The 23372-nt window shown below is 31.7% G+C and carries 23 protein-coding genes and 2 pseudogenes; 18 read left to right on the top strand and 7 right to left on the bottom strand.

The features are described 5' to 3' along the window. Positions 1–842: 842 nt before the first annotated feature. The 7 genes and pseudogenes from BCI01S_RS17835 (at position 843) to BCI01S_RS17805 (ending at position 7181) form a co-directional block, all read left to right on the top strand. Positions 843–1130 (top strand): hypothetical protein, encoded by a 288-nt coding sequence (locus BCI01S_RS17835; RefSeq protein WP_061800457.1) that lies wholly within the window; start codon positions 843–845, stop codon positions 1128–1130. 160 nt (positions 1131–1290) lie between these two features. After that, a complete protein-coding gene (locus tag BCI01S_RS17830; RefSeq protein WP_061800455.1) occupies positions 1291–1884 on the top strand; it encodes a dienelactone hydrolase family protein in 594 nt (197 codons plus the stop codon). A gap of 192 nt (positions 1885–2076) precedes the next feature. Next, positions 2077–2550, top strand: coding sequence for a DinB family protein (locus tag BCI01S_RS17825; protein ID WP_061800453.1), 474 nt, complete (start codon positions 2077–2079; stop codon positions 2548–2550). Between the two features lie 499 nt (positions 2551–3049). Continuing rightward, positions 3050–3535, top strand: a complete 486-nt coding sequence (locus BCI01S_RS17820) for a tetratricopeptide repeat protein (RefSeq protein WP_061800451.1) — start codon at positions 3050–3052, stop codon at positions 3533–3535. Between the two features lie 239 nt (positions 3536–3774). Next, positions 3775–4844: pseudogene (locus BCI01S_RS24895) on the top strand (IS3 family transposase). Positions 4845–5155: 311 nt separating this feature from the next. Continuing rightward, the gene (locus BCI01S_RS17810) at positions 5156–6001 is read left to right on the top strand and encodes a C39 family peptidase (RefSeq protein ID WP_061800449.1); all 846 of its coding nucleotides are present in this window, start codon (positions 5156–5158) and stop codon (positions 5999–6001) included. A gap of 85 nt (positions 6002–6086) precedes the next feature. Next, on the top strand, positions 6087–7181 hold the full coding sequence (locus BCI01S_RS17805) for a TolB-like translocation protein (protein WP_061800447.1): 1095 nt from the start codon (positions 6087–6089) through the stop codon (positions 7179–7181). A 169-nt stretch (positions 7182–7350) separates the two neighbouring features. Here BCI01S_RS17805 and BCI01S_RS17800 read toward each other — a convergent pair whose 3' ends face one another. Continuing rightward, on the bottom strand, positions 7351–8205 hold the full coding sequence (locus tag BCI01S_RS17800) for a LysR family transcriptional regulator (protein WP_061800445.1): 855 nt from the start codon (positions 8203–8205) through the stop codon (positions 7351–7353). A gap of 126 nt (positions 8206–8331) precedes the next feature. Between BCI01S_RS17800 and BCI01S_RS17795 the strand changes: the two genes are divergently transcribed. Continuing rightward, the gene (locus BCI01S_RS17795; protein ID WP_061800444.1) at positions 8332–9072 is read left to right on the top strand and encodes an SDR family NAD(P)-dependent oxidoreductase; all 741 of its coding nucleotides are present in this window, start codon (positions 8332–8334) and stop codon (positions 9070–9072) included. A 133-nt stretch (positions 9073–9205) separates the two neighbouring features. Next, complete coding sequence (locus BCI01S_RS17790) at positions 9206–9679, top strand: DinB family protein (RefSeq protein WP_047944954.1); 474 nt, start codon at positions 9206–9208, stop codon at positions 9677–9679. A 239-nt stretch (positions 9680–9918) separates the two neighbouring features. Here the strand turns inward: BCI01S_RS17790 and BCI01S_RS26040 are convergent, their stop codons facing one another. Both BCI01S_RS26040 and BCI01S_RS17785 read right to left on the bottom strand, forming a co-directional pair. Continuing rightward, positions 9919–10086 carry a hypothetical protein gene (locus BCI01S_RS26040; protein ID WP_235844537.1) on the bottom strand — a complete coding sequence of 56 codons (168 nt, stop codon included), beginning with the start codon at positions 10084–10086 and terminating at the stop codon, positions 9919–9921. A 240-nt stretch (positions 10087–10326) separates the two neighbouring features. Continuing rightward, the gene (locus tag BCI01S_RS17785; protein WP_061800442.1) at positions 10327–11178 is read right to left on the bottom strand and encodes a sugar nucleotide-binding protein; all 852 of its coding nucleotides are present in this window, start codon (positions 11176–11178) and stop codon (positions 10327–10329) included. A gap of 97 nt (positions 11179–11275) precedes the next feature. On the opposite strand from BCI01S_RS17785, the gene BCI01S_RS17780 reads away from it, so the two are divergent. The 5 genes from BCI01S_RS17780 to BCI01S_RS17760 all read left to right on the top strand — a co-directional run bounded on the left by BCI01S_RS17780 (position 11276) and on the right by BCI01S_RS17760 (position 16870). After that, entirely contained in the window at positions 11276–12118 is an 843-nt protein-coding gene (locus BCI01S_RS17780) for a hypothetical protein (protein ID WP_061800440.1), read from the top strand. Positions 12119–12324: 206 nt separating this feature from the next. After that, positions 12325–12834 (top strand): GNAT family N-acetyltransferase, encoded by a 510-nt coding sequence (locus BCI01S_RS17775; RefSeq protein ID WP_047944948.1) that lies wholly within the window; start codon positions 12325–12327, stop codon positions 12832–12834. 416 nt (positions 12835–13250) lie between these two features. Then, the gene (locus BCI01S_RS17770; RefSeq protein WP_061800438.1) at positions 13251–14465 is read left to right on the top strand and encodes an ATP-binding protein; all 1215 of its coding nucleotides are present in this window, start codon (positions 13251–13253) and stop codon (positions 14463–14465) included. 659 nt (positions 14466–15124) lie between these two features. Beyond that, positions 15125–15727 carry a hypothetical protein gene (locus BCI01S_RS17765; protein WP_047944946.1) on the top strand — a complete coding sequence of 201 codons (603 nt, stop codon included), beginning with the start codon at positions 15125–15127 and terminating at the stop codon, positions 15725–15727. Positions 15728–16141: 414 nt separating this feature from the next. Further along, positions 16142–16870, top strand: coding sequence for a DUF2268 domain-containing putative Zn-dependent protease (locus BCI01S_RS17760; protein ID WP_167555736.1), 729 nt, complete (start codon positions 16142–16144; stop codon positions 16868–16870). A gap of 91 nt (positions 16871–16961) precedes the next feature. Here BCI01S_RS17760 and BCI01S_RS17755 read toward each other — a convergent pair whose 3' ends face one another. Beyond that, the gene (locus BCI01S_RS17755) at positions 16962–17297 is read right to left on the bottom strand and encodes a DUF3139 domain-containing protein (protein ID WP_061800435.1); all 336 of its coding nucleotides are present in this window, start codon (positions 17295–17297) and stop codon (positions 16962–16964) included. 134 nt (positions 17298–17431) lie between these two features. Between BCI01S_RS17755 and BCI01S_RS17750 the strand changes: the two genes are divergently transcribed. Both BCI01S_RS17750 and BCI01S_RS17745 read left to right on the top strand, forming a co-directional pair. Beyond that, positions 17432–18061, top strand: a complete 630-nt coding sequence (locus tag BCI01S_RS17750) for an HAD family hydrolase (protein WP_061800433.1) — start codon at positions 17432–17434, stop codon at positions 18059–18061. Positions 18062–18328: 267 nt separating this feature from the next. Continuing rightward, entirely contained in the window at positions 18329–18883 is a 555-nt protein-coding gene (locus BCI01S_RS17745; protein WP_047944939.1) for a 5' nucleotidase, NT5C type, read from the top strand. 46 nt (positions 18884–18929) lie between these two features. On the opposite strand, the gene BCI01S_RS17740 is transcribed toward BCI01S_RS17745, so the two are convergent. From BCI01S_RS17740 to BCI01S_RS17730, 3 genes and pseudogenes are all read right to left on the bottom strand, one after another. After that, entirely contained in the window at positions 18930–19508 is a 579-nt protein-coding gene (locus BCI01S_RS17740; RefSeq protein ID WP_061800431.1) for a hypothetical protein, read from the bottom strand. 37 nt (positions 19509–19545) lie between these two features. Further along, on the bottom strand, positions 19546–19905 hold the full coding sequence (locus tag BCI01S_RS26375; RefSeq protein ID WP_369691035.1) for a UPF0715 family protein: 360 nt from the start codon (positions 19903–19905) through the stop codon (positions 19546–19548). Between the two features lie 17 nt (positions 19906–19922). Further along, positions 19923–20762 (bottom strand): annotated as a pseudogene (locus BCI01S_RS17730) (alpha/beta fold hydrolase). A 429-nt stretch (positions 20763–21191) separates the two neighbouring features. Here BCI01S_RS17730 and BCI01S_RS17725 point away from each other — a divergent pair. Both BCI01S_RS17725 and BCI01S_RS17720 read left to right on the top strand, forming a co-directional pair. Continuing rightward, a complete protein-coding gene (locus BCI01S_RS17725) occupies positions 21192–21482 on the top strand; it encodes a hypothetical protein (protein WP_047944934.1) in 291 nt (96 codons plus the stop codon). Positions 21483–21562: 80 nt separating this feature from the next. Continuing rightward, positions 21563–23185, top strand: a complete 1623-nt coding sequence (locus tag BCI01S_RS17720; RefSeq protein ID WP_061800428.1) for a putative polysaccharide biosynthesis protein — start codon at positions 21563–21565, stop codon at positions 23183–23185. The last annotated feature ends 187 nt before the right edge of the window (positions 23186–23372 follow it).

The following is a 23372-nucleotide window of genomic DNA, read 5'->3' as shown; positions in this document are numbered from 1 at the left end:
TTGGCTGATTCCCACTTAACTTTAGCTGATAAAATTAAAGTTTGGCTGATAAGCTCCTAGTTTTGGCTGATAAAATTAAAGTTTGGCTGATAAGCTCCTAATTTTGGCTGATAAAATTAAAGTTTGGCTGATTCCCACTTAACTTTGGCTGAAAAAAATGAAGATTGGCTGATAAGCCCCCAGTTTTGGCTGATAAAATTAAAGTTTGGCTGATAAGCTCCTAGTTTTGGCTGAAAAAAATGAAGTTTGGCTGATAAGCCCCTAGCTTTGGCTGAAAAAAATGAAGTTTGGCTGATAAGCCCCTAGCTTTGGCTGATAAAAACAAAGTTTGGCTGATAAGCCCCTAACTTTGGCTGATAAAATTAAAGTTTGGCTGATAAGCTCCTAGTTTTAGCTGATAAATTCACAATTTGGCTAATTCACTCCTTGCAATTGCTTAAATCTGCAAGAAGAATGATATTTTTTCAACAGATGACAGAGCCTTTGATAAATTTAAATCAAAAATGGAACCAATGAATGTTAATTAGAAAAACACATCATAACTTTTGAACAAATTTAAGAAAGACCACTTGACGTGACTTATGTGAGGGATAGAGATAGTTAACTGTTGAGTTTGAATATCTTACTGGCATATATTCTAATTATATTTACAACAAAAGATAAAACTCAGACTTTCATTCATTTTTTCATTAAAAAGCACTGGCAGAAGAACTTACCGCAGAGTTAGATTAAATAGAAGCAAACATAGTGTCTTTGGAAATAATGGCAGTATGTTATACTAAATATAACCTATGTAAAAAATTTACTTTTAGTCATTAAGAGAAAATATTTGGAGGAGGAAAATGAGAAAATTCTTTTCGATTTTGTCTGTATTTTCCACATTATTAGGATTTCTTCTGTTTATTTCGTTGTTACAAAATGATGAAAAGCTTCTTACCGCTTTATCTTTTGGAAATAAGGGATATCCCTTTATTGTTTTACTAAATCTATACAATATTATAGGTTTCTTGTTTGCTATTTTCGCAGAAAGGAATAAGTATAGAATTTTATTATTTCTTTTTAGTATTTCAATGATATTAACTAGTCTATTTGTAACATTTGTTGCTCTGTATGGTTTCCGAGAACCTTAATAATCCCAATTTATCAGGCTAAACAAGTTATATAGTATTAGTGAGAATAGCTGCGTATTAAGAGATAAGTGTTTGTTTATTGAGGGAGGATAGTTGAATAAGAAATGATTTAATCTCTATTGGTTATATAATTGAAGATTACCTTTGAGGAGAAATAAAAATGCTTCAAATACTGAGAAAATCAGATAATTTAATTATTATCATACATGAAATCTATGGCATTAATCAACATATAAAGAATTTTTGTGATATATTATCAAAACAGGATTTTGATGTAATCTGCCCAAACTTATTAGAACGAGAACAATCATTTGATTATTCTGAGGAGATAATTGCCTATCACAATTTTATGGAGACTGTAGGATTCTCCGATGCTGCAGATAAAATAAAGAATTTATTAGCAGGTGTTAAAAATAAATATCAAAAAATATATATTATTGGATTTAGTGTAGGGGCAACGATTGCTTGGTTGTGCAGCGAGGAAGATTGTCTTGATGGGGTTGTGGGATACTATGGTTCGAGAATAAGGAATTTCACGAAAATAGTACCACTATGTCCTATAATTTTATTCTTTCCTCAAGTGGAGCAATCATTTAGTGTGGATGAGTTAATTTTAAATTTAGATAAAAAGAATATAGAAGTACATAAATATTTTGGACATCACGGATTTAGCGACCCATACTCTATAAAATTTAATGAGAAATCATCCCAACAAGCTTTCAATGAAATGCTAAACTTCTTAAAGAAACATTGATTTATTAAACAAGGTTGATATTCATCTAAAGGGGCAAGTTCAAGAAGGATTTTTATCGGTTATTCAATAATCGAGCCTTATTTTTAAATAGCATTCTTTTATGAAATGTTACCAAAAAAAGATTTTGGGACTTTGAAATATTTATTCGAGGTTCTCGCAAATAAATGCGAATAAATATATGGGGTGGTACAATTGCTAAAACAGAAATTAGAAATTTTAGAGCATCAACAGAAATTTATAGGATTTATACAAAAATTAGAAAATTTTAATGAAAATCTGCTTAGAAAACCAATTGGAGAAGGAAAATGGTCTGTTATAGAAATCATAGGCCACTTTTATGCTTGGGATGAATTTGTTTTACAATACAGAATTCCATATTTATTATCAGCTAAAGATTTGCCAAAAGGTCCTAAAGCTGATGATTTAAACTCTCAATCTGCATTAATTGCTAGAACCGAAGATATAGAGAGTACCTTTAAAAAATGCATACATATTCGATACGAGTTAATTAATCAGTTAAGCAACATATCTGATGATAATTGGTTAATTGAATTACAGATTAATCAATCTAAACTAACACTTTATGAGTACTTAAAAGGATTAATGGAACACGATCTACATCATTTTAAACAAATAAAATCTGCTCTTAAACTATATGATTATTAGTGCAAAAGTTTCTATGTAAGCTAAAATTATCTGTTGTATTTAACTTGAAATTTTGTTTAGTTAAATATAAATAACATTCCATCAGGAAAAAGTTTTATTTTCCCAATTTTAGTAGATTTTCTCTATCATAAACGAATGTAATGATATTTTTTCCTTTTCCATGTCTAAACACATCCGTAGTACATTCTCCTAACCCACATAAATTAAATCAATATTTCTTCTCATTAATCCTTCCTATAGGTGGGAAGTGGACCTTTTTGAGACCTAGTTCTCTTAATACTAGAATTACCATCAAGCAATATCCATTTTTCTCTTTCAATAAAGGCCATTTCAAGTACTCCTTAGAATGATTTTTCTTGTTGAATACTCCATTTTAGTTTATTTTTCTTCATAGAACAAATGGTGTAGCGAAGGAAGGAATTTAATGATTCAAATAGAATTACTAATAGAACTGCGTTAGGATAAAAGACGTAGAGGAAAAGAATTGGAGATATATGTGATGAATATCAAACTTAATAAAGCTTTAGATCTACGGAAGAATGGTAATTTTAAAGAATCTAACGAAGTGCTTAGTGAATTGGTAAGGGATTTCCCAGAGGATGCTATATATAATTATCAATATGCCTGGAGCTTCGATATATTGGGAGAAGAAGAAAAGGCGGTGCCATATTACGAAAATGCTATAAAAATAGGATTACCTTCTAAGGATATGGAAGGTGCAATATTGGGATTAGGGAGTACATATAGAGCTTTAGGAGAATATGAAAATTCAAAAGACGTATTCCTAAAAGGAATGGAATTATTCCCAGATAATCATGCAATTCAAGTATTTTATTCCATGACCTTATACAATTTAAAAGAACATAGTAAAGCGATGGAGCTGATACTAAAGTGTTTAATTAATACGACAAATGACACTGAATTACTAAGTTATAAAAGAGCTATAAATTTCTATTCAGATAAATTAGATGAAACTTGGAAGTAATTTATATATTCAACTAAGTTTTGCGTCCCTTCCTCAAATAAGGAGAGGACTGCTCTATGTCACAAAAGGGACAGCTTAGCTAATAAAAAACTTTATTATAAATGAATAATGGATGGATAGGCTACACTTAGTTGGACAGATATTTTAAGGTCAAGTAGAATACCAATAAGACAATAAGGGGAGAATCTACCATGACCAAAAGAGCACGTAGAACATTTACTGCAGAATTCAAATAACAAATGGTGCAACTATATCTGAACGGAAAACCAAGAAAGGATATCATTCGGGAATATGAGTTAACCCCATCTTCCTTAGATAAGTGGATTAATCAGCATCAAACTACCGGTTCCTTTCAAGAAAAGGATAATATAACACCCGAACAAAAGGAACTTCAGGAACTTCGGAAAAGAAACAAGCAACTTGAAATGGAGAATGCCATTTTAAAGCAGGCAGCGCTGATACTAGGACGAAAGTAAATGTAATTAAGAATAACCAACACAAATACTCGATATCAGCAATGTGTAAAGTCCTACAGCTTTCAAGAAACACCTATTATTATGAGGCCAAAGAAAGAGCGTCAGAGGATGATATAACCTCAAAAATCATCGAAATCTTTTGCTTAAGCCGGCAGAACTACGGCACACGTAAGATAAAAGTGGAATGAAAAAAACAAGGATTTATCGTTTCTAGACGCCGAATCGGTCGCATTATGCGGGAACAAGGGCTTGTTTCCTCTTATACTGTGGCTCAATTCAAACCACATTCAAAGAAGTGCAATGAATCCCAGCAACAAAATGAATAAAATCGTGCTTTTCATCAAGAAGAAGAAATGATAGTGGTCGTTAGTGATTGACATACGTAAGGGTCGATAAAAAGTAGCAATACGTATGTGTATTTGTTGATCTCTTTAATCGAGAAATCATTGGACAAAGTACCGGTCCAAACAAAGATGCAGCACTCGTATATCGCGCCTTTTCTTCCATTAAGAAGGATTTAAGAAAGATTCGATATTTCCACACGGATCAAGGAAATGAATTTAAAAATAAGCTAATAGATGAAGCTTTAGAGACTTTCGATATAAAGCAATCATTAAGCATGAAAGGCTGTCCTTATGATAATGCAGTGGCAGAAGCAACATTTAAAATTATCAAAACAGAGTTTATTAAGGAAAGGCATTTACTAGTTTAGAAGAATTATCAAGGGAATTATACGACTATGTGAATTGGTTTAATTACATTGAATTCATGGAACGTTAGGTTATTTAAGCCCTATTGAATATAAACAGAAACACCTTAAAAAAGTTGTCTAGTTTTGTGTTGACATACCACTGTATACACTTTCAATTGAAGAAATTATTTATATGATGAAAGAATCAGAGTAAACGGAAAGTAAAATAATGTTTAGAGAAATATAGTTAGTTAAAAACTTCGAGATTAAAAGATTCGAAGTTTTTTGTGTGGTTCAGCAAATATACGAGTATTATAAAATTTCCTTCAATAAATTTCTGTAGGGTACAAAATACTTGCTATTTCTATAAAAAGGAAAAAATTCTTCTCTCAATTCCATATTATGGTATTATTAGGATATATTTAACAATAAAATTTATGAGGAGAAGATAATATGAATAAAAAATTAATAAAATTAGTTTTAGTAACAATTATAAGTACTGCTTTGATAATACCAATTTCTGTATTTGCTGAAACTGAAACCAAAGCGAATGATGATATTAGTACGGGTGCCGCATTAAATGATCCAAATTATATTCAAAATGAAGAGTATTATAACTCTCTGGAAGAGAAAAGAGATAAACAAACTGAAAGAGAAGAACAGGCCTTTCAAAAGAAACAAGCTATGTCGAAGGTAGCTGCTAAAACCAATGAGCATTACACGATTTCTGTTAAATATAATAAGCAGCAGTATAGTAACTTTTGCGGAGTAGCTGCTGGTAGACAATCTCTAAGTTTTCATAAATTGAAAAGTGGTAGTTCTGAAAAACTTCCGAGTCAAAAGCATTTCGGAAACACAATAGGTACTCTCCCCAACGGTGGTGGTACAAAATCTACTTTTTTAGCTGATGGTCTTAATAAATATAAATATGTGTATAAATTTAGTGGAAACCCCTATATTGTTGGGAATATCGCTAAATATTCAAAGCCAGCAGTAAAATTAGAAACTCGGGTAAAGACAACATTACGGAATAAGAAAACTGCACCAATTCTATTAACGAGAACTGATTTTATAGAACAATATAGAGGGACAAAATATAGGCACTATGTTACAGTAAGCGGGTATGATAAAAATGCAGATGAATTTCGTTTAGTTGATCCAAATCATCACACTGAATTTACAAAAGGGGGAACATATTGGTCAAAATTAAAGACAACAGTTTCAAAAAAAGGGGTAGCTCGAGCAGTATATGAAGCTGACAAAGAGACAAAGGGTTCTAACCCCGTTATGGTTTGGTAATACTACATTAAAGGTTGTGAGAATCTTACAACCTTTCGTATTATATTTTAATCAAAAATTTGTATATTGAAGAAGGAGGGGCGTAATGACGAGAAAAAATACATTTATATTAATAACTATACTAGTACTTATATTTATCGTATTTTATGGTAATCATTTACTTCAAACAAAAAAGTCATCAGCAACAAATTCTAAATCATCGGAAAAGACTCAGATTTATGATAAAGATTTTGATGTGAATGTGAATTTACCCTATAAAGAAATATCATCCTATGCTGCTTACAAAGACAATGTTTATATGAGTGCAGCTGATAACAGCCCTTCAGGAATGGCTAATAAAATCATCCAATACAACAGAAAAACTAATAAAGTTGAAACACTATTCACAACAAAATTCGATAGTTCTTCTATTCAAGGGCTAAAAGCTAATGATAATTGGGTTACATGGGTAGACAGTGATGATTTTGGGGATCAGAAAAACATATATATCATGAATACAAAAACAAGGGAAATTGAGCCGATCACAAAGGAAAACGATAAGTCGATCAAAAATGAATTTCCTGTGTTAGCTGATAATTATCTAGCATGGATATATTTTGATCAAAATAAAAATCAATCTTATGTTATGATAAGAGATTTAAAGACACATCGTAATAAAACTGTTTTTAATCTAAAAACACATACTCTTGATAATGCATTTTTATCCGTTCAAGATGGAAAAATCCTTTTCACAGATATAAGGGAAGGAAAAAGCTACTGTTATTTATATAATATTTCAACGCACAAGTTAGAAGAATTCCAAAGTCCTCATAAGAAGATTGGCTGGGGAGAATTATTAAATGATCACCAAATTGTTTACTTAGCTTTCTTTACTGAGTCTTTTGCAGACAATAAATTGGTTCTTTTCGATACACAAACGAAAAAGGCAAACGAATTCTCAAGTAAGTATATGGAAGTTAATGGACTACGAGTGGATGGTAGCAATCATGTTTTTGTTGGTACTGGTGTTAGTAACCATTTCCAAAAATATCAAATTGATAATGGGAATATAAAAAAAATTGGGGAAATTGAAGATAATGATATTTTTGATATGACGGCTAATAATGGAGTTTATTTAATGAAAATAGAGACGAAAAATAAAGAGGAGAAACTAATTATAACATCTAAGTTACCGGAATAAATTGTATTTCTGCTAGATTTACCTGTTTCTAGCAGTTTTATAATCTGAGCGAGGATAAAAACTGGAGTTGTAATATATTATCCGGCCTGAATATACACTTTAGAAGTTAAAAGTAGCAGCATCTAAGAATTAGTTCGATAAATCAATAAACCACCTAAAATAATCTATTTTATTTTAGTTCATTATTTTCTCGCAAAAAGCGAATGAATTTTTTTAAACCTGGTGAGTGTTGCTTTTTCTTTTTGATTAAAAAGTCTATTTTTATCTTTTTAGGTAATTCTGTGAATATGATTTCCTCGGTACCTTTTCGAGTTTTTGCAATGTCTGCAGGTATTATGCTGATACCCAATCCATCATGAACTGCTTGAATAATAGATTCAAGAGAATCAAACTCAATGATGTTAGAACTATGAAAATTGCTTTCTTTGGACCACTCTAATAAGTGTTTTCTATATATGCAATTTTTATCACTATTAACTATCAACGTCTGATTTGAATTAATAAGAATTGGGTTAGGTATAGGGGAAATTAGTATAATTTTCTCTAAGTAACTATAAACAATCTCGCAATCAGATGTTTTTTTACTGCTATTTACAAATATACCATCCACTTCACCATAGAAAAGCATTTCTTCTAACATCAAATTATTACTTGTTCTTACTTTCACATCTAGATTATTAGATTCTTTTAAAAATGTAGAAAGTAAGGAAGGAATCTTAACGGCAGAAATTGTTTGAGAAGCTCCTATTTTTAATGGTTCTCTCCACTTATTAGGATTAATAGCTGTCTTAGCTTCGTCTATTAATTGTAGTATTTCATTTGTATAATCTAATAATTTTTTCCCTTCTTCAGTCAATGTTACTCCCCGATTATTTCGCATAAATAATCGCACGCCTAGTTCATTTTCTAAATTTTTTATTCGTTGACTAACGTTTGGTTGTACATATCCTAATTTTTCGGCTGCTTTAGATACTGATTGCAATTCAGCAACGTGTTTGAAAATCTTTAATTCATGACTTTCCAATAGTTTCGCCCTTCTCTCTGATATCATTTAAAATGATACCTAATTCATTATTCTGTATTATACTCCTCATTTTAATTAAAGCATAATGTAATAGTACAAATAAAAATAAGTAAGGATGATACGGAAATGGAATTAATGAATAAAGTAGTAATCATTACTGGGGCTGGAACTGGAGTAGGAAGAGCTGCAGCTATAAAACTAGCTGCTGAAGGTGCAAAAGTAGTGATAAATTACAACAAATCTGAAAAGGAAGCTCATAAAGTTGTTAATGAAATAAAACAAAACGGCGGTATAGCTATTGCTTATAAAGCAAATGTAGCAAACGAAAAGGAAGTAAAGGAATTAGTATCCCAAACTGTTCAAACTTTTGGATCTATAGATGGATTAGTAAATAATGCGAGTATCACAGCCCAAATAGCTATGGATGACTTAGATGCAGTAACAGATGATATATGGGATTCTCTTTTCAGTGTTAATGCGAAGGGCATGTTCTATTGCATAAAAGCGGTTGTTCCTTATATGAAAAAACAACATTTTGGAGCAATTGTAAATATGGGGAGTGTAGCAGGAATGACTGGGATAGGTTCGTCTATCCCATATGCAGCAACAAAATCTGCTATACATACGATGACAAAGTCATTGGCTATCGCATTGGCACCTTCAATAAGAGTTAATAGCATTTCTCCTGGAGCTGTTGAAACAAGGTGGTGGGCTGGTAATGAAGAGAAGATGTATCAACTTACAGGTGAATTACCACTTCAAAGGATTTCCACACCAGATGATATAGCTGAAGCGATAGTTTTTCAACTAACTCAAAAATCTATAACCGGGCAAGTATTTACTATAGATAATGGTCAAACTCTCTAAATTAGTGGATTAGTAATAGCTATTTGTCTTCTGCAGTTAAGGAGGAAAAAAATATATAATAATGTAATAATACAGGAGTTTTCAGAAGGTCGTCGAAATAGAATATTTATAATAAGAAGGAGTGTGATTGGTTATGTCTCTTGCTAAAGACGTTTTGGAAGATCAATTGTTAGCAAATGCGAACGATCCTAGCTGGTATGTACCGTTTTCTGAATCAGTTGTAAATTTAACAGAGGAAGAAGCGTTTTGGAAACCTAATGATGAAAGTAATAGTATTGTAGAAATTGTCCAACATCTTCTTTACTGGAATGAAACTTGGCAAAAGAGATACAAAGAATCTCATGTAAATGCTGTTGCTTCCATAAATGATAATAATGAAAGCTTTATTATTTCAGAAAATAAAACGTTTGCTGACTTAAAAAAGTCCCTCTTAGCTGTTCTGCTTCAATGGCAAGACCTACTGACGCAAGAAAAGGTAGATAATGATGTAATTGGTTTCCCGGAGAAGGCAAAGTGGTGGCAAGTTCTAGGAAATTTGTCTACTCATAACGCCTACCACATTGGACAAATTGTTTACATTCGGAAGCTGCAAAAAAGTTGGAGATAATATGCTATTAGCAAGGAAATCGCTTATTTAAACATCCATTGACTTAAATGAATAATTGCTATTTTTTCATTTATAGGCTTTGTTGAAATACAATGGTGCGTTTTGAACTAAAGAGTCTAATTGTTGTTTTCACCTTTTATAAAGTGAAAAATTAAGTATTAATATATAAAAAGGATAAATCATCAATCCTCCTATTGCTAAAAGACCAGTAACTGGGTTAGGCTCATCTTCACGATGAGTCATTGGAAATAAAACAGCAAATAGATAAACCAAAAGTACAAGATATGGCAGCCAAAGAAGGATAGTCCAAAAACTTGCCTTTCGCCCATCCAACCAATTTTCGTTAAAAGAATGATTAGTATTGTACCGACAACAAATTCAACAATAATGGCTGTACCAGTTAACATATTTATCGTTCCAAATTCCCAATTTGTCAGTCTGTTAATCCTATAAACATTTAACATTAGTTCGATCGGAACAAAAAATATAAGAGCATATAGCATACTAATAACATGTAACTTTATAAAAATTTCATTTTATAAAACCTCCATAATTTTCTAGAAATTGTTGGACTTTATTCTTTAAAAAATAAATGACAGTTTATCTAATAATTTTTAAAAAGATTATTTTTTAATTTGTCTTCCTTTCTATTCTATACCGCTTTGCTCCTCAACATTGCGAAAGTATGTTTTCAGTAAGCTAGCGGCTTTTTGGGTATTTAAAGAAGTATCAAAAGCATGAAAAGCTTTTTCGTACTTGTTAATGGAAAAGGGCAGAAGATTGGTAGTTGCAAATCCAAGTTGCGATAATCTTTTGACATAAAAAGAATAATAGCTTTCCTTCTGTATTGGACCAACGTGTAAAACGCCTGTTAAATTCATATTGATGATTTGGATTATTGCTTTTGATAAATCATCAATATGAACAAACGTTTTGAACGTATTGGCAGGGGTATTCGCATATCCATACTTTTTAATCTCATGAATGAGACGTTTTGTTCTGGCTTCAATATCTTGATTAGCATTTTTTCCATAAATAGGACCTGTACGAATAATTATATGGTTTGTATGATTTGTAAGGAGCAATTCTTCCCCTACGTGTTTGGCATTTATATATGTAGATAACGGTGCTTCGCTAGGTAAAAAACCTGGTAGATCTGTTTCAGAATAGTTACCTTTGCCGTCGACAAAAACAGCATCTGTTGACAAATATATTAATTTTGTTTTTGGGGGAATAGCAGTTAATATATTGTTGAGCCCAATTTCAATAAGCTGCATTTCATTTTCTCCATCCATCATAGACCAAATAACAACATCAGGATCAATATGGTTCATTAGTTGTGTTACTTGATGTTTGTTATTTATGTCCAGTTGTAAAATATGTGAATGGGCATTTGGAAAACGGGAAGTTCCGTAAACAGAAAAATCAGAGATGGATGAGGCAAGTGCAAATAAGGAAGATCCTAAAAATCCAGTTGACCCTAATATGATAATTTTCATAAGCAATACTCCTAGTTCGAGTTTAGAAAAATCTGTTAATATAATAGTATCATAATTTAATTGGAAGAATCATGAAATTCTTTTGAAGGAGAGATTATTGATAGAAATTAAAAATATTGGGCATTTTTGTCGGACAGATTCAAGAGGCCATATCATAAATGATTCGAGTATAAATGCCATAAAACTTGAATTTAAATATATTATAGATGCGGTAATAGAAACATATCAATCTTATTTAGGAGAACATTTACATAGTGTGTATATTAGGGGTTCTATTCCTCGCGGATTAGGAATAGATAATGTATCAGATTTGGATACGATAGCTATTACCAATAAAAATATTGATGCCATTGACTTAAATTGGGTGGATAAGGCAGAACAAGCTTTAAATGAAAACTTTAAAGCAGTTGATGGCGTTGAACTTAGTTTCTATTTTATTGAAAATATTTTAGAGACTACTAAGTTTTCAATAATCCCGTTTATGATAAAAACTCATAGCATTTGTGTTTACGGAAAAGATATAAGTGTTTTTTTACCTAACTATAAAGCAGACAAAACACTTGCCAATGAACATCTTGTGAATTTAAGAAGTCAAATTCAACAAGCAAAAGAAGAACTTACTGGGAACGAAGATGTTGAAGATGTATTGGATTGCTGCAGATGGATAATGAAAATCATTGTTAGGGCAGGACTAGCACTGGTTCTAGTGGAAGAAAACAAATACACAAGGGATCTGTACCCGGCATATAAACTATTTTCTGAACATTTTCCAAGCAAAGAATCCGAAATGAAACAAGCACTGGAGTATGCTGTTAATCCAATAAGTAATTCAAAAGTTATTATAAATTTTTTAAATGAATTGGGAGAATGGATGATAAGTATCACGAAAAAATGGCTGCAAGTTTATAATCCTAATATGGAAAGAAATATGAAAATATAAAGTAATAGAGGAAAATCATTTAGTTACAGGTTGATACTATAGAACTTTCTGTGTCTGCCATTAAGAAAGCAGACTGTAGAATTGTCCAAGGACCTATTAATCGTGAATGTGAAGTTGTTGAGGCAGATCCAGATGGATAGAAAATACAATTTCCCGACCTTTGTGTTAATGGGTGTTACATAATATAAATAACAGGGGGTGAGATTGTGATTGAAGTTAGAAAAGCGGAACCGAAAGATGTAGAAGGAATTGCGAAGGTTTGCAGGGATGGCTACTGGGCAACATATGAAGATCTCTGTTCAAAAGAATATATTACTAGAATTATTTCAACGTTTTATAATCGGGAAAGAATTCACAGGGAAGTTACGGAAACAAGTAGAGAATGGGGAGGCTATTTTGTTGCCATTGATAATGATGAAGTAGTTGGTGCCATCGGTGGTGGCATGATAAATGATACCGCTGGCGAAGTGTTTGTTTTTTACATCAGTCCGGATAGACGGAATGAAGGCATTGGTACAAAATTATTAGATGTTCTCACAAAACAGCAGAAGGAAGAGTTCGCAGCAAGTGAGCAATGGGTGTCAGTAGCGAAAGGTAATCAAAAAGGAATCCCATTCTATGAAGCGAAAGGATTTATTTTTAAGAAAGAACAAGATACATACGGCAATGTAGAAGGAGAGAGTTACACTTCCTTGCGATATTGTCGAGTAATTTAAAAGCAGAAAGTAATTAACTATAAATGTACACATTTTTCCATATGTATTTAAGTAGACCATCTAATTTGATTTCTTAGGTGGTCTTTTGAATTCTTTTAAATGGAAACAATGATCGAATAATGCTAATAAATGAACCATAGGGATTTTTAAATAAATGATAATCACGGCAATAATATAGAATTAACAAAAAGGAATAGTCAGATTAGACTACAAAAAGTTGGAACAATAAGGTAAAATAGACTTTTACATAGTAGTGAGTATAAAAAGCTTACCCTTCGTATGACAAGAAATTGAACGTCTTAGTGAATAAAGATTACAAATTGTGTACTATAAAAACATCAGTTATGATTATGATGTACCATTTTTCAGAAGCATTTAAATAACCTGCAATTTAATATAATGTGAGGACTGTTTTAATGATAGACAATGAATTTTTACCTAGTTTAAAGCTTTATCGTATGATTATTGGCTTATTCATCATATTAATGAGCGCAGGGATAGTGATAGTTTACATAGAGGATGATCGAATTATTTCGTTGTCTTTAATCTTGCAATGTTTATTCGTTGTAAGTATTTCTATTCTACTAGTCATTTTTCCCAAAAAAGATACATTAAATTTTAGAGCAACGATTATTTTTTTGATGTCTGCTTACTTTTTCTTTATGTATTTACGGTTTCCTGACAGATTTGCTTTGATATTGCTGATTTGTTTTATCCCAGTTATTCCTGTCTTATTTTTACATATTAGATTATTTTATATTACATTGTTAGGGAACATTACTATTATGTTATGCGTAATTATTTATTTGATGATGAATAATACCCCTGGCATACATAGTTATAGCTATTTGGATTTTATAGGAGTTATCACTAATTTCTTGGGGACACAGCTTTTGCTGCTATTTCTTTTCCTGCTTTTTCAAAAAAGAATGAAGGATCAAGAGCTATATTATGTTCAAGTTAAGCAAGCTGAAAAGCTGCGGACAACTGGACAGCTTGCGGCAGCTGTTGCACATGAAATTCGCAATCCTATTACGGTAGTAAAAGGATTTATCCAGCTTCATGAAAAGGATAAGGAAATACCTGAACATATAAAAAAACAATATAAGCTGATGTTAGATGAGCTAGAAGCAGCTGAGACAGTTATTTCAGATTTTTTATCATTAGCTAAACCAAGCGAAACGAAGACAGAGATTATTTCCGTTAAACTAGCTCTTCATACAGTTATGGACTTACTGAATTCATATGCAATGAATGATACGATACATATTGAATTAGAAAGTGAAACAGACTATAAGATTCAATGTAATATCATGGAATTTAAACAACTATTCGTAAATTTATTGAAAAATGCGATTGAAGCCTCCCAGCCTGGTGATACCATCCATGTAAAATTAATAGGAGAATTAGACGAATTAAAAATTGTAATTATCGATAACGGTACAGGGATGAACGAAGAACAATTAGAGCAGATAGGAACGCCTTTCTATTCCTTAAAAGCGAAAGGAACTGGGCTTGGTTTAATGATTTGCTATAATATTATCGAAAAGTATGATGGAACCATTCGTTTTAAGAGTGAGGAAGGAAAAGGAACAGAAGTTACCGTTACTTTTCCTATTGCACAGAAATAATACTCGCTTATATTATACATTTTTAGTACATCACTAAGTATTCTACTAGGAAGCCATTAATCATTGTTGAAACACAATGATTAATGGCTTTTGTTTTTATGAAATCTGCTTTTTATACTGTAGAACTAAGTATACTCCGCCTGCTAAAAATGCCAGTGCATATTTGAACAAGAAAAAGATAGTCCACATATTATCTTTTGGAAAGATCATGTCACACAAATAATTGCCCACAACATTCAGGAAGAGCTTTGTAAAAAGATTTTACTAGTCCATTCGTCTTCTAGACCAATTTCTTATAAAATAAAAAGGCAAAATCGCACTTCCAATAAGTAGAATCCCTCCAACACCAATTAAAATATTCCAATTTTCCGGAGACTTTTCAGCCCAAGACTATAAAGGACAAATAATGGAGTTAAACAAATCTGATAAAGAGTTAATATTCATTTTCCTCTTTTCCTTTCTCATAGTTAAGCTGATGAACGCCATTTTCTCCGGTATTCTTTTCAAAAGTGGTTTTCATTTAGCTGATGAACACATTTTATATTTATAAAAGTAAAGTAAGCTTATATAAAAACCGTTAGAATGAATAACAGGGATTTCAACTATTTCCTTTATTGTGTTATATTGGAAATAAAAACGTGAGTATAGGAGAGTACAAAATGACACTTGAATCCTATGGTAACTATTATGATAAACGTGTGGAGTCAATTGATGAAAAAATATGTGAATTAATAAGTCAAAGAAAAATAATATCAAGTGATCCTGGAGATCCAACTTCGCAGCATATTGCTATTTGGTCTAAAAAATATAATTTGAATGGGGATTTTTTAAATGATGTTTTTAGCCACTTACCAAGAGAGGATATGTATAAACCGATAGAAGTACCTAAAGGATTTCTGAAAAATAAACCAGTTTTAAAATCGTATGAAGATAATAATGTTTTCTATTCAGTACCATTCATTCGTCAATATAAAAATGCCAGTTTAGTTCACTTGAATATTGATAAGGATGTCTCCGAAGAGAAGCCTGGAGATATGCACCATTTTATATTTATAGAACTTTCCATCGATGGCACTCATATTGATTACGACTGTCGAAACGATCATGGTGGAGCTTCCGGTGGGCATATATCATTTGAATTCATTGTAACACCGCCCTTACCTGATAATATGTCAAACATTAAATTAATATTCAAGGAATACAATGAGCCTCTCAAAAGAAAGCCAACTGGTCTTGAATTCGTTTTTTCTTTGGACAAATAGTTTTACTCCTATATAAGTATCTAACTGCTTAGTAGTATATTCTATCAAAATAAGTAGAGGAGGGTTTAAAAAATTATCTTCTATTTCTCTTCTCGGTAGTCCTTTCTATTTTCTTCTCCTTTTCTATGAAGAATTATTAGAATGTTCGGGAACTTTTACGTGCTTAGAACGTATAAATTATGAAAAATCTATGGGAGGCAAGGTGTAACTTTGCGGGGAATTAAATATTATTTGATGTTTACTATTTTCTTATTATCGTCATGTCAACAAAATGAGATAGTAGAACAAGAAAAAAAGGTAAAAGAAGGACTTACATACTCATTTCAACATCCTGAAACTGGTCAATCGTACCATATAATTCACGTATATAAACTATATGAGAACTTCGAAAAAAGAATAAAAGAGGATGTAAATATGTCAGAAAGTCAGGTGTTTGAAGAGGAAGTAATTAATCCTATTTATGAGGCATGTTATCAGGATGCAGAGTATTTCACAGAGACTGTTAAAGCACCAGAAAATAGAGAAGAAGTTAATAATATCATTCAAACAATGGATGTGAAGGCTATAAATTCAGCCATTGAGGAAAGTTTAATAAAATCTTCTAATTATATACCATCAAATCAAAAAACGAATATATGTATTTATCCTACAGAGGCAACTAAGAGTACAACTTTAATGTTTACAGAGGGAGCAGGAAAAATCAGTGTATTATACAATGAACTTTTTAATGAGGAAACTCTTAAAGCAGGAATTGCTCACGAATATCATCATAGTGTGTGGACGGAAATGTACTTTAATAATTCTCACTCTCATACCGTATTGGATAACTTAATTCTTGAAGGGAAAGCAGTAATATTTGAAAAGCTTGTATATCCAGATATTTCTCTAACTACTATTAATTACAATTTTAATAAGGATGATGGGAATCAAATTGAACCAGATTTATTCCAAGAAGATCCCTACAGGGCAGCAGAAATAATATCGGGCGGGAATGGATTGCCTTATAATTATGGTTACAATGTGGGTTATCAAATGATGAGATCCTATTTAGATTTACATCCAGATTTAACACCCCAAGAATGGACAGCTCTTGGCGCAAGAGAAATTTATGAAGAAGGAAAATACAACGAACATTATCAATAATGGAAGTTACATATCGAACTAATCCCTTTTACTCTAATACAAAACATTCTCCAGCAAAACAGTGTAAGAGATGGGGAAATTTGTATTTTAACTAATTATATTTGTTAAAATCAAGGTGTTTATATAAATGTTCCTCCTCTTCATTAGGATTGGGGGAAGCTTGTCTAATTTCCTTATCAATACGTATATATTCATATTTTTGGTTCGGTTCATCTCTAAAAGTCACAAAAGTGGTAAAGTGATAGCTTGCTTTTGTCAAGGTAGTATCAATTTCTAGTATGTCCTCTTCTTGATATTTTTCCAAAAGATATGCATATACGTCATTTTTTAATGAGTGTTTTTGATAGTTGATATATCCTAATATAGCAAAAGGACATAGTATCATTAGCCAAGTCACGGTAGCTGATACTACTTTTCTTTTAAGCACATTGTCTTCCTCCAATTCTCTGAACTTTTCTTTATTTTAACAAATAATGTAATGAAAAAGGAGAATCGTTCAAAATTGTATAATTAATACAGAGAAAAAATTTTAACATTAGAGAGGGAGATTAGAAACAAGCCATGATTAAAGCGATTATATTTGATTTAGATGGTACTTTATTAAATAGAGATGTATCAATAGAAATGTTTGTGGATTGTCAATATGATAGATTAAATATAGAACTTAGCCATATTCCCAAAGATACATATACAAAGAGATTTATTGAATTGGATCAACGCGGCTATGTTTGGAAGGATAAGGTATATCAACAATTAGCAGCTGAATTTGAGGTTAAGGAGATAACATGGGAAGAGCTCTTACAAGATTATCTTAGCCAATTTAAAAATCACTGCATGCCTTTTCCCAATCTTAAGAAGATGTTGGAGGGATTAAAGAGCCAGAATCTTCTTTTAGGAATGATAACCAATGGCTTTGGACAATTTCAAATGGATAATTTGAAGTCTTTGCAGATAGAAAAATATTTTGATGTCATTTTGGTTTCCGAATGGGAAGGGATAAAAAAGCCGGATCCTAGGATATTTAATAAAGCTTTAAACATACTGAATGTGCAGCCAAACGAAGCTATATTTGTAGGAGACCATCCAGAAAATGATGTGCTTGCTGCGAAAAAAGTAGGGATGAAAGGGATTTGGAAGAAGGATTTGCTTTGGAGAAATGCCGAAGCAGATTTTATTGTAGATGATTTATGAGAATTGCCTTTCATTATAGAAAAGTTAATGAAAGAATAGAACCACGCTAAATGGAGCGATATTTTAAGTCGAGAAGCGTATAAGTTATAAAAGGGATGAAGCGAGATAAGGAATAGAAATTACAAAAGCAGAAAATGGCCCAAGAACTATATAGAGAAAGAGTAAAAGTGCCGCGTTTTTTGGGGGGTTAGTGCTAAAAATAAAGCAATATATACTAGGTGTTCTAAAAAATATTTTAAGAGAAAGACATAAAAAGCGAGGGGCTATATGAACCATATTGGAATAGATTTTGATGATACACTTGTTGATATGAGAAAATCGATTGTAAAACTTTTAAATAAAATACATAACAAAAATTTGGATTACGAAGAAATGGTAGAGTACGGAGTTTCGGATTTATATGGATATTCCTTTGAAGCATTTGTAGATTTTTTTACAAACAATCAAAAGGAACTGCATTCAGCTAAACCATATCCATTTTTAATTGATGTACTTAGTGAACTAAGCAAAACTTCAAAACTATCAATCATGACGGGCAGGTCAAAAGCTTGGATGAATTCAGCGGAACTTTGGGTTGTTAAAAATAAGTTGCCCATAGATGATATAGTATGCGCTTCAGAATATATAAATGGTAAGCCTGAATGTGCTTTAATTCATAATGTCACTCTATTTATTGAAGACAACCCTGCCCATGCATTTTCTATTGCAAATAGTGGAATAGATGTATTGCTACTTGATAAGCCATACAATCAAATGTGTAAGCACGAACGAATAACGAGAGTGAAGGACTGGGAAGAAGTAGGTAGTTTGTTATTAAGTTAAGGCTTCTATAAATGAAAAATAACTTTGAATCCATTATAGAAGCTAATTAATCTACACAAATCTTAATTCGAGCAACGGCCTCTTTATAATGAAGTATACAATCATTTATTGATAATACAGCGAAATAGGAAAAAGCGGTTAAATCTTCTATTATAGAATTATCATAAATAAAGTTAATATGTAATGGTTTTTTGGGGATGATTTTTTCTTCTAATAGTTTAGTTGAAACATCATGATAGATATGCTCTATTGTTTCGCCCATAGCCCTTTCAATGGAAAATCCACCTGCTAGACTTGTCCACCAAGTGAAAAAGGAATCATATATTTGATTAAAAGCAGTTAGATTATCGACAGTAACATCACACAATTCATGATAAAATAAGTGTTTTTCATTATAGAAAATATCCTGGTCAATATCTCTATTCTCAGAAATACTTTTCGTAATCTTAGTCCATAAGCCGCGATACTGTAATAAAAAATCCTTTCGAAACTCACAAGTTGTTAGGAGATAGGGGAATTTCCAATTATCCTTATTTTTATTTTGGTTGAGAAAGATATTTTGAACATAAACCAAAAAATTTAATGAATAAGAAGCTTCTGCTATTATTTGTAATGAGTTTTTCATCGGTTTCCTCCTTATTTCTTACACCAGATTTCAATATTTATTCCGCTTTTTTCTGAAGTAACAGAGAATCAACTATCCAAAAAAGAGATGCACACAAAATAAATAGAAAATAAAAGATGGAAGAATGGAAAGGATCTTTCATATCAAAAAACATGGCAACAATCCATGTGACAACCCCAGAAAAAATATTATAGATCGCGAGGTAGATAATACTAAATTTCTTTGGTCTTTGATTTAGGAAAATTTGCAGCGGCGACGCGATAACCAAATAAAAGCAAAAGAAAATAAAACTAAATATTAGTATTCCCAACAAACTAAAATAAGAAGAACTAATAAGGTAAATCGTACTAACGCAAATAGCGGAGATCAGAGAAGTAAGCAACGAGCGAGCGATCATATCAATATCTATCTTCTTTAATTGCATGAAATTCCCCCCATAAATGCATCTATTTCATCCTTAAATCGTGAAGCTTCTTCTAGAAACGGATAATGATTGCTTTGATTAAATATCAATAATTTCGAATGAGGAATGCACTTATTCATTTCAAGCGAATAGGAAAGAGGGCACTGAACATCGAATTTTCCACAAATGATTAATGTTGGAGTTGAAATCAGCTTAAGCTTCCTAGTAACATCAAAAAGTTGCACTTCCCGGCTAAAATAGTTCAGTCTAATCGAGGATATTTTCTTTTGAATAGGAAGGGAAAAATACTCTCCATAGTTTTCAGGAGTATATAAGGATAACTTTGTTCGTTCTTTCGTAATTCTCATCTTTTCTGTAATTGATAAATCAGATTGTTTTATCTTTTCCATCAAATCTTGCATTTTCTTAAAGGATGGATGTTTATCATTGTATATACAATCAGGATTCTCTTGCAGCAGCTCCTACTAAAACAAGTTTTCTCAAACTGTTAGAGCAATATATCCCATAAATAACTCCTAGAATACCCCAGTGGAATGTCCTGCCAAGTTCCATTTTTTAAATCCTAATGCTTCCCGTATTGCTTCTAAGTCGAAGATAGACTCTAGTAACCCTAGTTCATACGGTTGAGTAGCCTTATCGGAGCTACCTGCTTCTCTGAGATTAACAAGAAATACTTCATGCGTATCGACAAAGGATTCTGCAAAATAATCTCCTGTCTCATTAAATTCTGTATAGTGATGGGTTATACAAAGAGGTTCACCTTGCCCTTTAATAAAAATTTCGAATTTTCCCCTAGAGGTATTTAATAGTTTTCTAGCCCATTTATTCATATATACTCCCTTCAAATGCAATAAGTTAATCTCTTGTTATGTATGAGGATATAGAAGATGTACTTATTAATCTGCTAATTTTATAAACTCAGCATCATGCCGGATATTTGTTGAAAGCACTACATAGTTGTTACCATATTTTAGCATCTGGGAGAGAAGTAATAAACAGTTTTCGTAAGACAATCGAAAAATTATATCCTGCAGGTAATATGATAGGATAAAAAAAACGAAGCATTTATTAAGCTCAATCTTCTAGACATTTTTTACTTCATAGTTATTGCAGCACCAAGAGGAATTCTTCTAATGGCGATTAATTCCATCACTTTTTAAACGCTCTATATCTTATTTAATTTGCATCATATTTTATTACCATATATTGGTCTTTTTTCAATGAGTACTTTATAATCTATTAATAAAGGAGGGGAAAACTTGTCACAAAAAAATAAGAAAGAATTTATATCCCTTATTTTAACATTATTCTTATTCTTAGCCTCAATTGCAGTTTTTCTTTTTGTAAGGGGGTCTAATTTAACTCTGTGGATACCAATATCCTTATATTTATTAATTGACTTAGGTCTACTTGTTTCACTTATTATAGGTATACAATCTAATAATAAAAGCATAAAAATTTTTAGTATTTTATCTAATATTATTTTGATGATTCCAATAACCATTTGGACATATTTTTTGTTGTTGGCAAATGGAATTTCAGAAAAATAAGAATTATAGTGGGGTTAATGCCACTTAAATTTAATTTTAATGGTTTATTTATTTGAAAAGATAATTAAAGGATGGATTTAATGGAAACATCAAAACTTCTAAGAGGAACATTTCTTTTAACGCTAGGAACAATTATCTCAAAAGTTCTTGGCATGCTCTATGTTATTCCTTTTTATCATATAGTAGGGGAAAAAGGAAATGCTTTATACTCAATGGCTTATATCCCTTATTCTATTTTTATAAGTATAGCCACTGCTGGCTTGCCATTAGCAGTGGCAAAGTTTGTTTCTAAATATAATTCTCTAGAGGAGTATGCAGTAGGGAGAAAATTATTTAAATCTGGGCTTATTATGATGAGTTGTACTGGAATTGTCGCATTTGTTATTTTATATTTCTTTGCGCCCATTTTAGCAGCAGCTAGCATTCCAGATAACGCCGATGTAAGTGTTCAAGATGGGACAACTGTTATTCGTGCGGTTAGCTTTGGATTACTGATTGTTCCATTTATGAGTTTGATTAGAGGTTTTTTTCAAGGGCATCAATCAATGGGACCTTCGGCAGTTTCTCAAGTAGTTGAGCAGATTGTGCGAGTTATTTTTATGCTTTCTGGTGCCTATATTATATTAAATCTCTTAAAAGGAAGTTTAGTTACTGCTGTCAGTGTAGCAACCTTTGCGGCATTTATAGGGGCAGTTGGAAGTTTAGTAGTCTTATTATGGTATTGGTATAAAAGAAAACCCCATCTTGATAAGCTTCTTTTAGAAGATAAAGGAGTCATTGAAGTTTCGCTTAAGGAAACATATAAAGAGATTATCGTATATGCAATCCCTTTTATTTTTGTAGGTCTTGCAAATCCATTATTCCAGTTTATTGATGAACTTACTTTCAAAGGTGCAATGGAATCTATTGGCTTAAAAGATCAAGTAGTAACTGCATTTGGTGTTTTGACTTTAAATACTCATAAACTTGTCATTATTCCAGTCTCTTTAGCAACTGCTTTTTCATTAACGTTAGTGCCTGCCATTACGAAAGCATATACCGAAAAAGATCATGTAAGTTTAGTTCAACAAGTGAATCAAACAATTCAAATTGTTCTATTCTTTACATTACCTGCTGTTGTAGGTCTTTCGCTGCTTGCCGAACCGGTCTATACCTTATTTTATCATCATAAAGAACTTGGTACGGACATATTAAGAATATATGCTCCGGTAGCTATTCTCTTTTCCCTTTTCTCTATTACAGCAGCGGTCCTTCAAGGAATAAATAAGCAAAAATATACTATTATAAGTTTGTTGGTAGGTTTGATTGTGAAATTATGTCTGAACATACCACTTATCAAAATTTTTGCAACAAGTGGGGCAGTAATAGCAACAAGTATAGGATATTTAGTGGCAATTATTATTAATTTTTATGCGGTAAAAAAGTTTGCTGGCTATTCTTTAAGGTTAGTAATCAGAAGAGTGCTGCAAATCGGATTCTTTACACTCGTTATGTTTATTGGAACACTAATTACCTATATGCTATTAACTTTATTTTTATCAACTCAAGCTAAGTTAGACGCATGTATTATAGTGATTGTTTGTATGGTTGTGGGAATAAGTATTTATTTTTGTCTAAGTGTTAAGTCTAATTTAATTATTCATCTCTTTGGGGAACGAGCAATACGAGTAATAAAGAAGTTGAATATCAATAAATCTTTTTAATTGGTGGCGATAAGCAGTCTACTATGCTTTATTTCTATTTAATATGAGAATTCTAGATATTTGGAGTTGAAATTATAATGGGGAGTTATGTTGAATAAATTAATAGGCTCTCAATTAAATAGAGAAGTATATAATATCAGTCAAAATATGAAGGGAATCAGCTGAATAACGAATTTATCAGCCAAAA

The organism is Niallia circulans NBRC 13626 (assembly GCF_001591585.1).
Lineage (GTDB): Bacteria > Bacillota > Bacilli > Bacillales > Cytobacillaceae > Niallia > Niallia circulans.
The sequence above is the reverse complement of the archived record's forward strand: the minus strand, read 5'-3'. Positions and strand labels throughout refer to the sequence as shown.